Annotated in this window: 13 protein-coding genes and 1 pseudogene; 3 read left to right on the forward strand and 11 right to left on the reverse strand. The window is 47.5% G+C overall.

The window, feature by feature from the left end; all coding sequences use genetic code 11:
- Positions 1-27: 27 nt before the first annotated feature.
- The 3 genes from MJB10_RS19740 to MJB10_RS19750 all read right to left on the reverse strand — a co-directional run bounded on the left by MJB10_RS19740 (position 28) and on the right by MJB10_RS19750 (position 3141).
- The gene (locus MJB10_RS19740; protein WP_314797492.1) at positions 28-798 is read right to left on the reverse strand and encodes a hypothetical protein; all 771 of its coding nucleotides are present in this window, start codon (positions 796-798) and stop codon (positions 28-30) included.
- A gap of 65 nt (positions 799-863) precedes the next feature.
- Positions 864-1883, reverse strand: a complete 1020-nt coding sequence (locus MJB10_RS19745) for a hypothetical protein (RefSeq protein WP_314797494.1) — start codon at positions 1881-1883, stop codon at positions 864-866.
- A 397-nt stretch (positions 1884-2280) separates the two neighbouring features.
- Positions 2281-3141 (reverse strand): phytanoyl-CoA dioxygenase family protein, encoded by an 861-nt coding sequence (locus tag MJB10_RS19750; RefSeq protein WP_314797496.1) that lies wholly within the window; start codon positions 3139-3141, stop codon positions 2281-2283.
- 194 nt (positions 3142-3335) lie between these two features.
- Here MJB10_RS19750 and MJB10_RS19755 point away from each other — a divergent pair, with 194 nt between their 5' ends.
- A complete protein-coding gene (locus tag MJB10_RS19755) occupies positions 3336-4214 on the forward strand; it encodes an AraC family transcriptional regulator (RefSeq protein ID WP_314797497.1) in 879 nt (292 codons plus the stop codon).
- Between the two features lie 59 nt (positions 4215-4273).
- Here the strand turns inward: MJB10_RS19755 and MJB10_RS19760 are convergent, their stop codons facing one another.
- The 4 genes from MJB10_RS19760 to MJB10_RS19775 all read right to left on the reverse strand — a co-directional run bounded on the left by MJB10_RS19760 (position 4274) and on the right by MJB10_RS19775 (position 9847).
- Positions 4274-5356 carry a Gfo/Idh/MocA family protein gene (locus MJB10_RS19760; RefSeq protein WP_314797498.1) on the reverse strand — a complete coding sequence of 361 codons (1083 nt, stop codon included), beginning with the start codon at positions 5354-5356 and terminating at the stop codon, positions 4274-4276.
- A 175-nt stretch (positions 5357-5531) separates the two neighbouring features.
- Entirely contained in the window at positions 5532-6248 is a 717-nt protein-coding gene (locus MJB10_RS19765; RefSeq protein WP_314797500.1) for a response regulator transcription factor, read from the reverse strand.
- A 117-nt stretch (positions 6249-6365) separates the two neighbouring features.
- Complete coding sequence (pnpS, locus tag MJB10_RS19770; RefSeq protein ID WP_314797501.1) at positions 6366-8162, reverse strand: two-component system histidine kinase PnpS; 1797 nt, start codon at positions 8160-8162, stop codon at positions 6366-6368.
- Between the two features lie 134 nt (positions 8163-8296).
- Complete coding sequence (locus MJB10_RS19775; protein ID WP_314797503.1) at positions 8297-9847, reverse strand: fumarate hydratase; 1551 nt, start codon at positions 9845-9847, stop codon at positions 8297-8299.
- A gap of 119 nt (positions 9848-9966) precedes the next feature.
- Here MJB10_RS19775 and MJB10_RS19780 point away from each other — a divergent pair, with 119 nt between their 5' ends.
- Positions 9967-11106, forward strand: a complete 1140-nt coding sequence (locus MJB10_RS19780) for a polysaccharide deacetylase family protein (RefSeq protein ID WP_314797505.1) — start codon at positions 9967-9969, stop codon at positions 11104-11106.
- A 50-nt stretch (positions 11107-11156) separates the two neighbouring features.
- Positions 11157-11753: a 5'-deoxynucleotidase gene (yfbR, locus tag MJB10_RS19785; protein ID WP_314797506.1), complete on the forward strand. Its 597-nt coding sequence runs from the start codon at positions 11157-11159 to the stop codon at positions 11751-11753.
- A 78-nt stretch (positions 11754-11831) separates the two neighbouring features.
- Here the strand turns inward: yfbR and MJB10_RS19790 are convergent, their stop codons facing one another.
- The 4 genes and pseudogenes from MJB10_RS19790 to MJB10_RS19805 all read right to left on the reverse strand — a co-directional run bounded on the left by MJB10_RS19790 (position 11832) and on the right by MJB10_RS19805 (position 14166).
- Positions 11832-12266: a hypothetical protein gene (locus MJB10_RS19790; RefSeq protein ID WP_314797507.1), complete on the reverse strand. Its 435-nt coding sequence runs from the start codon at positions 12264-12266 to the stop codon at positions 11832-11834.
- A gap of 137 nt (positions 12267-12403) precedes the next feature.
- Complete coding sequence (locus MJB10_RS19795; protein ID WP_314797509.1) at positions 12404-12979, reverse strand: sensor histidine kinase; 576 nt, start codon at positions 12977-12979, stop codon at positions 12404-12406.
- Entirely contained in the window at positions 12918-13490 is a 573-nt protein-coding gene (locus MJB10_RS19800) for a HAMP domain-containing protein (protein ID WP_314797511.1), read from the reverse strand. Before MJB10_RS19800 ends, MJB10_RS19795 begins: the two co-directional genes overlap by 62 nt.
- A pseudogene (locus tag MJB10_RS19805) lies at positions 13480-14166 on the reverse strand (winged helix-turn-helix domain-containing protein). The gene MJB10_RS19800 and the pseudogene MJB10_RS19805 overlap by 11 nt, the downstream one beginning before the upstream one ends.
- Positions 14167-14171: the final 5 nt, after the last annotated feature.

Raw genomic sequence — 14171 nt, forward strand, 5'->3', positions numbered from 1 at the left:
TAATAGGGTTATTGTACCACAGCAGACTTACATCTTCACTTGAATGACATAAGGCACGATGAATACTTCGTTATTTTGCTGAAATTGTCCCCAAATTTTATAGATCCCTTGCTTCGGGAATTGAATCTTGAACGCCGCGGTGGGACCTGCGGTTGGCTCCGAATTCGAGGGATGCACATGCACGAACTCCTTCCCGTCCTCACTGATGGCCACCACATGACCTGCAGCGCCTAAATAAGGCTGAAGGTCCGTCACGGGCGCTCTCGTCCCTGCTTGCTTAAACGTAAACACCATATCCAGTGGCATACCTGCCATCAGATGGTCGAAAGCGAGTGTCACTTCCTTGTCTCCGACAACTTTGGTTAGGCTGTTGTCTGGATGAAGCTTGATCGGCTTCGGGGCTTTGCCGTTAATCGTCACCCAATGCGATTGCACGGTTTCACCAAAGTCCGTTGGCATAAAATCAGCGATAAGCTGATAGTGTCCACCTGCCGGAAACGAAGTTTGAACATCGAACCTGCCGCCGCCCGCGTAGCTCGGATGTAGATGTTCAAAGTACGACAAATCCTGACTGACCACAAAAAGGTGCATCCGTTTCTCGTGCATCTCCTCATACCGCTCGATAGGCCGCTTGAATTTATTCTGAATCAGAATAACAATGTTCGCTTTCTCCTTCGGCAAATAATTCGGCGAATCTACGGAGAAATGAGCGATCGCCTCGCTGGCATGTTGATGGGACGATGGCGATGGCATGACCATCCCCGACATACCCGAGTTATCCGACATATCGATGGTCATGGAAGCAGATTTCCCACATCCAGTGAGCGTAACCGTTAGTGAGATTAGAAGGAATAGCTTGATTTTCATTTGCGTGAGCGGGATTCGACTGGGGCAGCCAGAATACTGAGGCCCATGCAACAGAGGGCACTAAGGAAGATGCTGCCGCCCCATAGCTCAGGCGCCCAATCCAGCGTATCGAATAGCTTCAACCCTGCAAAATACAAGCTCCAGACAAGAACAGGAAGCACAAAGAACACCGCTTTGTATCTCCAATCCGTAGTCTCTCTATCCTTGATAGCACGGAACATCACATCGCCAATGATGCCGCTAATGAGAAGTATAATGATGGATCCATATTGCTCGAATCCGTCCAGAACCGCGAGGAAGAACGACTCGAATAGAAAGAAGAACGTCACGGTTCCGAAGGGCAGCTTCCATCTCCGCAGTACGACCATCAACGGAACGACGAGCAGCATCGTCGTGATGAGGAAATCAACGACTGCCCTCGCAATTGCGTCCTCCTCACGCGCCATCCATAAGTTCTGCCGGAACGACCAGGCATACATCAGGAAGAACGCCATCACGGTAAACGTGAGTGCAATTGAAGTTAGTGCAGGCAACAGCTGGCGGAATGTCGGCGCTGCACGCTTCTCTCCGTGACTTAAAGCCCGATAAGGACTTGTAATGATCAACAATCCGCCCGAGAACAACAACAGATGCGTTGGACTTAGAAGCGCCTCGATATTTTTCTCAATGCCGAATACCGTATGCCAATACATATCCCCAAGTCCGCCGAAAAAGAAAAGAATTACACCGAATGCGCCCAGCTTATATCCAGCTGGAATCGCTTCAATCCATGACGCAGACATCGTGTTGATTTTATTGCTGCGAATCATATGGAAAATCCATATCGCACATGCCAAATACCCGGAATAGAGAATGCCATGCCATGGCGTGAAAAAGGTTTCCACGGCCCCATGGTTATGCGCGAACCCATCGATGAACAGTCCGATAATGAGCCACATGCCCATCACCATCGTAATCGCATGCTTCGAAGTGCCAATCGTAACTGGAGACGTGGGAACAGTAACTGGTGTGGGCACAATAATCAACTCCTCTAATAACTAGATTAACGTAAGTTAAAGTTCTTCTGCGATGCATATGCCTTCTTTCAAAGCACGCTGACGCAGGGCCAGGTAAAGCTGAGCTTTGGTCGTATGATAATAAGGAAATATCTGACAATAGCTAATAACAAGCTAACGAGAAATGCTCGCCAGTATGAAGTCGTAATACCTGTTTCTCTCTTTCTTTCAATTCCCTACGTGTCCACGTCACGAAATCCCTCCTCTTAAAAATGCTATATACCATCTTATTTTATCTTAGATTTCGCTAGAACCCCACCTCTTTTTTTACCAATTTTTGAAGTTAAATTTTCATAAACAAAAAACCTGGCTGCCACAAAAAAATGGTAGGCCAGGCTCTTATTTTAAGACGAGGTATTTAGATATTCTTTTGATTCCAACTACGGCTATACAATAACGGATTCAAATCTGAAGCAGCTAGTTCCCCTGGCTGTTGGCCAGGAAACCACCGTTTCAAGTCACTCTCACGTGCTTTGCTATCTGGTTCAGCAATCTGCAAGCCATCCGCATAATAAATGACTGTCATGACTTTGCGCATGGTGTCGGTTGGATTGCCAGGCGCGCTGTGCAGCGTCCAACCAGCGTGGAACGTGGCATCCCCAGCTTTCATAGCGCCATGCGACTTGGTCTCAAAGCCTTTGGCTTCGATATATCCCGCAAGAGTGCGATGAGATTCATCAGAAATAACCATTTTATTGATGTAACCCATGTGATGCGATTGTGATGCAAAAGTCATCGACCCTACTTCTTCTGAAATCGGAACGAGAGGCATCCACATGGTGATCGTTTTATCTGTATCCAACGGCCAATAAATTTGATCTTGGTGCCATGGAGTATGTCCGCCATGCGGCTCTTTATATAGGGCTTGATCATGATACATACGCACGCCATCAACACCCATTAAATCCGCAGCAATTTTGGCAAAACGCTTTGCAAATACGAAACGGCGAACCTCTTCACTTTGTTCCCACAAATTCGAAATCTGAATAAACGCCTTCCCATACGTATCACGCTGTTCAAGCGGTTTATCTTGGTTATTCAAGGTCCTCACCAAGTTTGAAATGATAGGCTCATAAACTTGAATCTCAGCTTCGCTCGCAACCCCGCGAAGAACGATATGGCCGTCTCGTTGATAGCTCGCTTTTTGTTCCTGTGATAACTCATAACTGTCCTCAATTAAAGGTAGTTCATTCAGTTGGTTAATTTCTAGGTTACTCATTCGCTATGCACCTCAACTTGTCTATTTATAGCTTTATTATAAGGTCCAATTTGCGATGATTCTTTGTCAAACCAGATCATAGTTTTGTCAAAAACAACTGGAATCCTAAAAATCCCTAGGCTACAATAAGAACAGGCGCATCATGCGAGTAGAGCAATTATTACCGTTCCAATTACAGAAAGCGGGGATCTAGCATGCTGTTAAACAGATTACATGCTCCATCAATCGTTCCTTTTATCAGGGAATGTGACTATGCGGTTCGCAAGCCCTGGAGCTATCCCGAGCGTAGACTTCTCGATTATTTGCTTGTGTACATTCAAGAGGGGACCTGCTGTTTCTGGGTCGATCATCAGAAGTTAATGTTCTATCCTGGTCAATTCTGCCTCGTTCAGCCAGGCAGCCTGCTCGTTTTAGAGGGACTGACTCGCACCGTTACCCCTTATTTACATTTTGATATCGCCTATAATGTGAATCGGGAAGACAGCTTCCCTACGCGGCCAGGCCAAATCGACCTCTCTGCCTACACGCATCTAATGCAACCCACGATCTATGACTTGTTTGGCATTCGTGTACCTGTAAACGTTCAGCCGCAGAACCCTTCTATTATTAAAGAAAAGCTGTTGCAAACCATTGAACTTGTCAAGGTGGATAATCCCATTTCTCATCTCAAGGCTCAGCACGCTATGCTAGAGATTATCATTTCTATTTTGGAAGCCTATCAGCGCGATGTCCCTTCACCGACTCCAACCTTAAATTGGATCACCTCCTACTTCTCCAGTCATTTAAGTGATCCTATTTCAGTAGAAGACATGGCGGAGCGAGCGAATCTATCCGTTTCTAGGTTCAGTTTCCTCTTCAAGCAAAGATACGGGACTTCACCGCATCAGTATTTATTACAAATGCGCATCCATCATGCGAAGGAATTACTTTCGAATACAGAACTCAGCCATGAATCCATTTCAGACTATTGTGGGTTTGCGGATTTACATCATTTCTCCAAAATATTTAAACAACGCACAGGCACAACGCCAGGCGAGCATCGTAAAACAACGAAAAACCCCTTCAACCGATAACGTAAATCGGAAGAAGGGATTTTTCATGCAAGAAATATTTCCCAGGAAATAGGTCTGATTTAGTCGAAATAAACAGCTTTACCTGTGCGCGCTGACTCATAGATCGCTTCAAGAATCTCAGATACCACACACGCTTGTTCTGGTGTAACAACTGGATCTGTGTCATTCTCGATCGCTTGAATCCATAGCTTCATCTCCAGATCCGATGCGACTTCTGCTTTACCATCATAGAAAGCAACGCCGCCGGCATTCAGCTCCACTTCGGTCGTGAACAAACGGCTGTGTTTCTCGCCATTAATGCGAAGTCCGCCTTTCATATCTGCGCCGCCTTCTGTACCCGAAAGGGTACATTTCGCTTCATCTACTTCAAGTGTGTTCAACGCCCAGCTTGACTCTAGAATGATCGTTGCGCCATTTTTCATGGTGATCATACCGAAAGCGGAATCTTCTACCGTAAACTTCGCTGGATCCCATGGTCCCCATGCATTCGCGGCATTTTCACGCTGAGACAGCTTGTGGTACGAAGTCCCCAAGACAACAGCAGGCTCGTAGTTGTTCATCATCCACATCGTCAAATCGAGCGCATGCGTACCGATGTCGATTAACGGGCCTCCGCCTTGCTTCTCTTCATCAAGGAACACACCCCATGTTGGGACTGCGCGGCGACGAATCGCATGTGCTTTCGCGAAGTAAATCTCACCAAGCTCACCCTCAGAGCAAAGCTTATGTAAATGTTGGCTATCGCCGCGGAAGCGATTGTTGTAGCCGACTGTCAGCTTTTTGCCAGTGCGTTTCGCAGCTTCAACCATACGTCTTGCATCTGCTGCCGTTTTCGCCATTGGCTTCTCAGACATAACGTGCTTGCCCGCTTCTAATGCAGCAATCGTAATTTCCGCGTGGGAATCATTTGGCGTGCAGACATGAACAATGTCAATGGAGCGGTCTTCCAGCACCTCACGATAATCTTCGTACACGCGCGCATCTTCTTTCCCGAACTTCGCCGCTGCTTCTTGTGCACGTTCGGAGACGATATCACAGAAGGCAACCATTTCCACATTGTCTAACTTGCTAAGGCTTGGCATGTGCTTGCCGTTGGCAATACCTCCACACCCAATAATTGCGATACGATACTTAGTAGACATGATGTTCCTCCTTCAACTTTTACCAGCTCATTCCGATGGTTGTGGCCACCAGTTCCTATTGCCTAATTATAACCAAGAGGCCGCTTCCAATAAAATTCCCGATTATGCGGTGATTGTATGCAATTGTGTTCTAACGAAAAAAGCATGGACGCTGGCTGACCAGCTCCCATGCTTCTTATTTCTTAATCATTGTCGCGACCAGCTTGTACCCAACGCCGCGAATGGAATCAATTTGTACTGATTGTTGGTTCATTTCCAACTTCTTGCGTAAGGAACTCACATGGACATCCACCGTACGTTGTCCGCCAATATAATCGAAGCCCCAGACGATGTTCATGAGATCATCGCGCGTGACGACGACACCTGGACGCTGCACGAGATAGAGCAGCACTTCAAACTCCTTCGGGCGTAACGGAATCGATTCCCCACCAAGCATCACTTCATACTTCTCAGGATAAATCCGCAGCTCGCCGGCTTGAATCACTTTCTCATTCGATTTGGACACATCACCAGCCACTTCATCGGATTGTGTTCGACGCAAGACTGCCGCAACGCGGGCAAGAAGCTCAGCTACACCGAATGGTTTTGTTATATAATCATCAGCCCCGTGCTTCAAGCCTTGCACGACTTCGTCTTCGGCGTTACGTGCGGTCAGAATGATGACCGGGGTGCGGTTCCCCTTTTGCCGCAGCTTAGCGAGCACTTCAAATCCATTAAGACCCGGGAGCATGATATCTAAAATGATTAAATCGTAGGACTGTTGAAGGGCTTCTTGCAGGCCGTCTCCACCATGGTCAATCACCTTGGTATCATAAGCTTCCTGAGAAAGATTATACGATAATAATCGAGCCAGGGTCGGCTCATCTTCAATGACAAGTATTTTCTGCGCCATGGGATCCCCCGTATTTACAGTTTTTTAACATTGCACAAGCCAAGTGTAACATACGTTTGTAAAGGCATTGTAAACGAATCATCATCGTGGTGTAAATAAGCGGCAATTCCAGGCTAATTAATGAATAACGGGCAGTTCAATTGTGAATTTGGTCCCGATTCCGACTTCGCTCTCAACGCGAATCGTCCCCTTATGCATTTCTACGAGATGCTTCACAATCGACAAGCCGAGGCCTGTACCGCCTGAACTGCGAGAACGGGCTTTATCGACACGGTAGAAACGCTCAAAGATGCGCGGCAAATCCTTCTTCGGAATCCCCATCCCCGTATCCGTCACGATTAACCGAAGACGCTCGTAATCCCCATCTGCATTCATATCCAGCGGCTCAACGCGCAGCTTGACCTTCCCGCCTTCTTGCGTATAAGCAATCCCATTGGACAACAAGTTGATAATAATTTGCCGTAAACGGTCTTCATCGGCTTCGATATACATATCTTCTTCCACTTGCATAGTGAGCTCAATATGCTTCTTCTCCGCCTCTTTGCGCAGAACACTCAAGGATCTCTCCAGAAATTCTGGTAAATATACCGGCGAGAAATGCATCGGAATGCGCTTGGACTCGATCTTCGATAGCTCAAGAATGTCCCCGATCAACCGGTTCAACCGCTCACTCTCATCAAAAATAATTTGCAGAAACGACACGGCCGTTTCCTTATCATTCAGCGCCCCCGCCAGCAGCGTTTCGGCGAACCCTTTGACAGCCGCAATCGGCGTCTTCAGCTCATGCGACACGTTAGCCACGAACTCGCTGCGCATCCGTTCCAATCGACGCACCGCTGTAATATCATGCAGCACGATTAATACGCCCGACCATTCCTCATCCTCGTGCGCGATCGGACTCAAATGAATGTCAAGAATACGCTCAGATGGATAATAGAACATCATCTCATCGGAAATCGGTTCCTGCAGCTCGATACATTCTTGAATCAGCTTCGTAAATTCAAATTGCTGCTTCGCTTCATTATATTTCTTCCCTAACAGCTCCTGCGAAGAGAAGCCGAGAATCGTTTCTGCAGAAGGATTGAGCAGCATAATGCGCTCGTCACGATCGATCATCATGACACCACTCATCATATTTTCCATCACGCCTTGCAGCCTGCGCTCATTCTCTTGAATACGGGCCATTTGCCCTTGCAAGCTTTCGGACATGCGATTAATAGCAACGCCTAATTGTCCAATTTCATCATCCTGGTAGGTCGGAACGCGTGATTCATAGTTCATATTCGTAATTTGCTGGGCAACCTTCGTCATTTTCTCGATCGGATGCGTGATGCTCTTCGCGATTCGATAACTCACAACGCCTGCAACTAGGAACAGAAGGAGCAATCCCGAAATGAGGAAATACCACAAGCTTCGAATCGATTGATCCACTTGTTCCAAGCTCATGGATATACGTATGTAGCCAATGGTTACCTTGGCTGGATTTTTCACGGGCATAGCCGCATACAACATCTTCTCTTTTAACGTGTCGGAGTAGCGCGTTGTGTAACCAATTCCACCTGCGATGGCAGCTGCAATTTCAGGACGATTCAAATGATTGTCCATTTGCTCAGGAAGCTGGTCAGAATCACCCAGTACTTTCCCATCGGCTCGTACGTAGGTCATGCGTTCATTGGTCGCTTCTTTCAAACGATGCGCCTGTGCCGTGTAGAATTGAAACAGCTCACTCTCGGTCCCTTGATAATCCCAGACTCCGCTGGATGCAATCACTTTAAGCTCTCGCTCCATGTTCTCTTGTAGCGATTTCACGTGAGAGTTCTCGAGCACCTTCGCCATAAAAATACCTGCGATTAACATCGAGCTTCCAATTAATACAATTAGAATAAACGTCAGCTTGGCGCGAAACTTCGTCATGGATGCGTTAACCTCCAGAAAGGTGATAAGTCAGTACCTTTTTCAGTAAAATAAGAAAAAAGGGCTACTCTAAATAGTAACCCTTTCTTCCAGGAACAATCCAGTTATTTTTTTGTAAATGTGAAAATCGTCCATTATTTAAAAACTGGCTCTTTCAGCGCAGCCAATTTCTCAAAGGCGTTCTTTTCAACATCCGCATGCAGACTGTTGCCATGGGAATCCATCGTCACAATCGCTGCGAAGCCTTCTGTCTCCAAGTGCCACATCGCTTCTGGAATACCGAATTCCATGAAGTCTACGCCTTCTACCTTCTTGAAGCATTGAGCATAGTACTGTGCGGCGCCGCCAATGGCATTCAAATACACACCGCCATGCTCTTTCAGGGCAGCCAACGTTTTCGGACCCATGCCGCCTTTACCAATGACAGCGCGAATACCGAATTTCTTAATAATCTCGCCTTGGTAAGGCTCCTCACGGATACTCGTCGTCGGTCCTGCCGCTTTCACGTGCCATTCTCCCGACTCATCCTTGCTCATAACAGGACCACAGTGGTAAATAGCCGCTCCGTTCAAATCAATTGGGGCATCATGATCCATCAAATGTTTGTGAAGCGCATCACGACCCGTGTGCATCGTTCCGTTAATCACAACCACATCGCCTACTTTCAGGCTGCGGATCTGCTCTTCCGAAATCGGCGTCGTCAAGACGATCTCTTTACGCTCCTCTTGCGGCGTATTTCTAGCTTCTTCCGCACTTGCTTCGAAAGCTTCTTGGAACGAAACTTCCGTTCCTCTCGGGTAGGACCAGCCGTTAATTTCGCCTGTTTCTGGATTCAACAGCACGCCTTGACGGCGGAACGCCCAACAGTTATAGGCAACAGAAACGAAGAAACTCGCAGGCAAACGGTTCATCACGCCAACTTTACAACCAAGCAACGTCACTTGACCGCCAAAGCCCATCGTACCAATACCGAGCGTGTTTGCGTGCTCCATCACATATTCTTCCACTTTGCGAAGATCAGGGTGCTCATTCACATCATCAACTTGACGGAACAATTGATGCTTCGCCAACTCGTACCCGCTTGTACGATCGCCGCCGATCCCAACACCGATGAAGCCCGCGCTGCAGCCTTGGCCTTGTGCTTGATAAACCGCGTGCATAATACATTTGCGAATACCGTCCAAGTCGCGGCCCGCTTTGCCCACGCCCTCAAGATCAGCTGGCAAGCTGTATTGGATGTTCTTGTTCTCGCAGCCGCCGCCTTTGAGAATGAGCTTCACTTCAACTTCATCGCGTTCCCACTGCTCAAAATGAATGACAGGCGTACCAGGTCCAAGATTGTCCCCGCTGTTCGCCCCCGTCAAAGAATCAACGGAGTTCGTGCGAAGCTTGCTTGCTTTCGTTGCATTCGCAACCGCGTCTAGGATATGCTTCTTCATTACGATTTGGTTTGCCCCAACTGGACAGTGTATAATAAACGTTGGCATTCCTGTATCCTGACAAATTGGGGATACATTGCACTCCGCCATGTGAATGTTATCCGCAATTCGAGATAGGGATAACGCTGAACGCGTTCCTTTATCCTCTCTTTCCTGCGCGGCTTGAACCGCACGACGCACATCGCCTGGAAGATTTGTGGATGTTTCGACAATCAGATCATAAACACTTTGATAAAAATGCTGCATAACGCTGTCTAGCTCCTCTCTCACTTACACACATAATCATGAACATTACTACTTATTATACCATACCTTTTAGGCACAGTTCGATGGTACTTAAGAGGAAAACAAGGAGATTCGCTGACATGTACAAAAGATTTGCGCTCACGGCCCTTATCAGTCTGATTGGGCTCACACTTCTGCTGACACCGCTTCAAGCGAAGCGTTCCGACACGGTTTACTATCAAGATCAAGTGGCAGTCCTGATGTATCATCACATTCATGATACGGATACGAGTTCAAGCACGATCACTTCGGTCCTTTTTCAAAATCAATTAGAAACGCTGCTCAGCAATGGCTATCATTTTATCACTTTAAACGAGTTCAAAGCCTATATGGCTGGGGCCACCGTGCCGCCAAATGCCGTGCTCGTCACCTTCGATGACGGGTACCAGAGCTTTTATACAGGGGCTTATCCGATTCTGAAAAGCTTACGCATACCCGCTGTGAACTTCGTCATCACGACCGATCTTGCTAATCCTCTGGCCTCCTACATCCCTTCGATGTCAAAGGAGCAGATCAGTGAAATGACGCATGCGACCAATTTCATCGATATCGGCTGCCACACGGACAACCTTCACCATAAGCTGCCCAATGGGGAAGCCGCGCTTGTTGGAAGGCTTGATGGCGAGGACGCTGCTGCTTATCAGCAGCGTGTGTTCACGGATGCGCAAGCCTGCGTCAGCAAGCTTGCGGGGTTGACGGATGCGCCGCTCGACGCGATGGCGTACCCGTACGGCATCACGTCGCCAGCGGCGACGGAGCAAGTGGCGAAGGCGGGCATCCGCTACGCCTTCACGATCTCGCCCGAGATGGCGACGCGCAGCGCCGATCACTTGCTCATCCCGCGGATCAACGCGGGCAGCCCCGGCATCACGCCGGAGGGGCTGCAGCGCTCGATCCAGCGCCGGGTTACGGCGCAGCCGGGCAGCGCGCCGCTGCGCGTGGACGCGGCCGCTGCCGCAGCGCAGCTCGGCGGCAGCGCAAGTGCGGAAGGCGGAGAGCTGCGCCTCCGCCTGGGGCAACAAGCATTCACCCTGCGGGTGAATGCGAAGACCGCGACGCGCGAGGACGGCGCGCGCGTCCGGCTGCGGCAGCCCGTGCTGCGCGAGCACGGGCAGGTCACGATCGCGCTTGACGATCTGCAAGCGCTGATCGGGCAGCCGCTCGTCTACACCCCCGCCACCGGGAAGGTGGCGGCGCGGGTGGCGCCGAGCGTCAAATAATGGGCCGTGTTACTCGGCCCCTCAACTCAAACATGAAGGAGCTCAGCCCCATGCATCATCACTTTTTCGCTTACTTATATCGTCTCAAATATATTGATCGCTGGAGCCTCATGTGGAACATGCGCCGCGAGAATGTCGCCGAGCACTCCTTCTACGTGGCTTCCATTGCTCACATGCTTTGCACGATTTCCAATGAAGTGTTCGGGGGCAGCGTGCCCACGGATCGCGTCGTTTCCATTGCGCTATTCCACGATGCGTCCGAAGTACTGACTGGCGATATTCCTCAGCCTGTGAAGCACAACAATGAGCGAATCCTACGTAATTTTCGGCAAATTGAAGAAGTCGCTGTTGAGCGCTTGATCAGCACAATTCCGCCGGCGCTTAGCGGCATCTACCGCGGTCTCATTCAGGATCCAGATCCTGAGCTCTATCGTTGGGTAAAAGCTGCCGATCTGCTCGAAGCCTACATCAAGTGCTTGACCGAGCTCTCCACGGGCAACCGTGAATTTATCGTAGCTAAGCAGCAGGTGCTGGAAAGCTTGCAGAAAATGAACATGCCGGAAGTCGATTATTTCCTCGAGAATATGAGCGCGTCCTTCGAGAAAACACTGGATGAAATCACGTTAGATATTGCAGATCCCAGTTAGGTGTATCACAAAGAAAGAACCCCTTATCCCGCATGAGCTATGCGAAATAAGAGGTTCTTTTTGTATCCTTTGTTTCGCTTACGACAAGATTTGAGGATTTGTCATAATCAAAATAGCAAGGATAACTGCAATAGCAGCAATCCAGCTAAACGCTTTAATTTTCGAAGCATCCGCAGCTGTGCTTTTTCCTGCTGCGCTGCTCGCTTTCAGTTTTTTGATACGACCGCCGATCATGCCTGTAGCCGCACCCACGATTACAAGCAGAATCGTTGCCAGAGCCATCCACAGGGCAGAAGGCTTTGGATCTAGTTGACTAATCATCGCTCCTCCTGAGAGGAAAGTCACAATCAAGGAAAATTGGCCAACGCGGTTCAACGACGCAAGCAATCCCGCGAAACTTTCTTGCGCTGCCCCAGACAAACTTCCTGCTCGTCCCACAAGGAAAGGGAACACAACATAAGAACCAAGCAACAAAGCGCTAATCACATGTAAAAAAATCAAAACATGATACATCGAATCAACCTCCGCCATTTTTAAATAAAAATCATTCTCTTGTAGTATACAGAATAGGTTCAGGTGTAACAAGAAAGCGATATCAACATTCTGGCCATTTCACGATTTGTCCATAAAAATGTGTCTAATTTATCCCCTTATTCGGAGCCCCGCGGCATCCTAACTGTGAACTGATAGACACCATCTTGATGTGTGAGTCCAAGGGTTCCTCCATGCAACTCCGTAATATTCTTGGCAATGGAAAGACCTAATCCTGAACCTGTCTGGATCTGTTCGCTCTGCCTGGAGTCATCCACTTCATAAAAACTGTCAAAAAGCTTCACTTCCTGCTCCTTTGTTATCGGCTCTGCATTATTTTCAACAGTAACATAGAAATTGGTTTCATCCAGTTGTGTATAAACACGTATTGAACCTGGTTTTATGGTGTATTTAAGAGCATTCATCAGTAAATTATCGAGGGCTCTCACAAATTTATCACTATCTATCATCACAACAGCATGCATACGTGAGCAATCTCGAACGATCGATACACCATGCTCCATAGCAATGGGCTCAAATTCAAAGAGTAATTGATGAATCAGGTCATGAATATCAACAGGTTTAAGATCTAGCTTCATATTGGTGGAGGTTAACCTTGTATAGGCAAACAAATCATCTAATAATTTTTTTAAAATGGATGGCTTTGCTATACGTGTTCTTAACGAATCTGTCATATTCATCTTTATTTTGATAGGATCCTGTTCTCAGTAAATCCAAATAGCCAATAATGCTTGTTAATGGCGTTCGCAAGTCATGCGACACACCAGTGATCAGATCAAGCTTGGATTTCTCGATGTCGCGCTCTTTCTGAATCTGTTTCTCTAATTTTTCCGTCATTAGATTAATACTAGAGGCCACTCTTCCAATCTCGTCCTTTCGAAGAATAGGTACTCTACAGCTTAAATTTCCTTCCGCGATGATGGAGAGCCCCTCTTCTAAGGTTCGTAAATACGTTACCACACGTCGTGTTAAAATAAAAAAAGAAACAATAAATGCAAGAATGTACGCCGCTACATTGAAATAAGGAAGATATACAATATAGCGATATCCGCTATAACGATTAAAGAGGTTCGCCATTATTGCGATAATGATTAAAGCAATGAACATGCTTATCACAAAGGTCCAGATCATATCCACCTGAATGCTGTTCTTCCGTTTAAAAAGTATGGGCAACTTATCTTTCAATTTTATACCCCACTCCCCAAACGGTCTTGATATAGCGAGGTTCTCTCGGCGTCTCCTCTATCTTCTCCCGTAAATTTCGAATGTGCACCATGACGGTATTATCGGTATAGGCAGATGATTCTTTCCACACGGATTCGTAAATTTTTTCTGCACTGAACACTTGTCCTGGATAGCTTGCCAGCAATTCAAGAATAGCAAATTCAAGCGGAGTCAGTGTTACCTGCTTTCCTCTCACTGAAACGAAGTGTTTGGTCTTATCGATGAGTAGTTCCTGTATAGCAATCGTTTACACATCCCTCTCTGGTGAGGAGTACGACTGCCTTCGAAGCTGCGCCTTTACTCTCGCAAGTAATTCCAGTGGATTAAATGGCTTCGTGACGTAATCATCCCCTCCGATTGAAATGCCTGTAATCTTATCCAAGTCATCATCTTTGGCAGAGAGCATAATGATAGGAACGGTTGAGGTTTCCCGAATTCGCATGCACGATTGAATGCCATTCATGACGGGCATCATCACATCCAAAATAACGAGTGAAATATCAGGATGAACCTTCATTGCTTCTACCGCCTTGTGTCCGTTCTCAGCCTCTATGACCTTGTATCCTTCATTTCTCATATAAATATGAATTACATCTCTAATTTCGGCGTCATCATCCACCACTAATATTGTAGTTATTTCGT

This window comes from Paenibacillus sp. MBLB1832 (genome assembly GCF_032271945.1).
Lineage (GTDB): Bacteria > Bacillota > Bacilli > Paenibacillales > NBRC-103111 > Paenibacillus_E > Paenibacillus_E roseopurpureus.

What these genes read in the sequence shown, in the direction of transcription:
- MJB10_RS19765 (WP_314797500.1), bottom strand. Translation starts at nt 6,248, where the DNA reads ATGGCGCAGAAAATACTTGTCATTGAAGATGAGCCGACCCTGGCTCGA.
- MJB10_RS19775 (WP_314797503.1), bottom strand. Translation starts at nt 9,847, where the DNA reads ATGCAGCATTTTTATCAAAGTGTTTATGATCTGATTGTCGAAACATCC.
- MJB10_RS19790 (WP_314797507.1), bottom strand. Translation starts at nt 12,266, where the DNA reads ATGTATCATGTTTTGATTTTTTTACATGTGATTAGCGCTTTGTTGCTT.
- MJB10_RS19780 (WP_314797505.1), top strand. Translation starts at nt 9,967, where the DNA reads ATGTACAAAAGATTTGCGCTCACGGCCCTTATCAGTCTGATTGGGCTC.
- MJB10_RS19795 (WP_314797509.1), bottom strand. Translation starts at nt 12,979, where the DNA reads ATGACAGATTCGTTAAGAACACGTATAGCAAAGCCATCCATTTTAAAA.
- yfbR (WP_314797506.1), top strand. Translation starts at nt 11,157, where the DNA reads ATGCATCATCACTTTTTCGCTTACTTATATCGTCTCAAATATATTGAT.
- MJB10_RS19755 (WP_314797497.1), top strand. Translation starts at nt 3,336, where the DNA reads ATGCTGTTAAACAGATTACATGCTCCATCAATCGTTCCTTTTATCAGG.
- MJB10_RS19740 (WP_314797492.1), bottom strand. Translation starts at nt 798, where the DNA reads ATGACCATCGATATGTCGGATAACTCGGGTATGTCGGGGATGGTCATG.
- pnpS (WP_314797501.1), bottom strand. Translation starts at nt 8,162, where the DNA reads ATGACGAAGTTTCGCGCCAAGCTGACGTTTATTCTAATTGTATTAATT.
- MJB10_RS19760 (WP_314797498.1), bottom strand. Translation starts at nt 5,356, where the DNA reads ATGTCTACTAAGTATCGTATCGCAATTATTGGGTGTGGAGGTATTGCC.
- MJB10_RS19750 (WP_314797496.1), bottom strand. Translation starts at nt 3,141, where the DNA reads ATGAGTAACCTAGAAATTAACCAACTGAATGAACTACCTTTAATTGAG.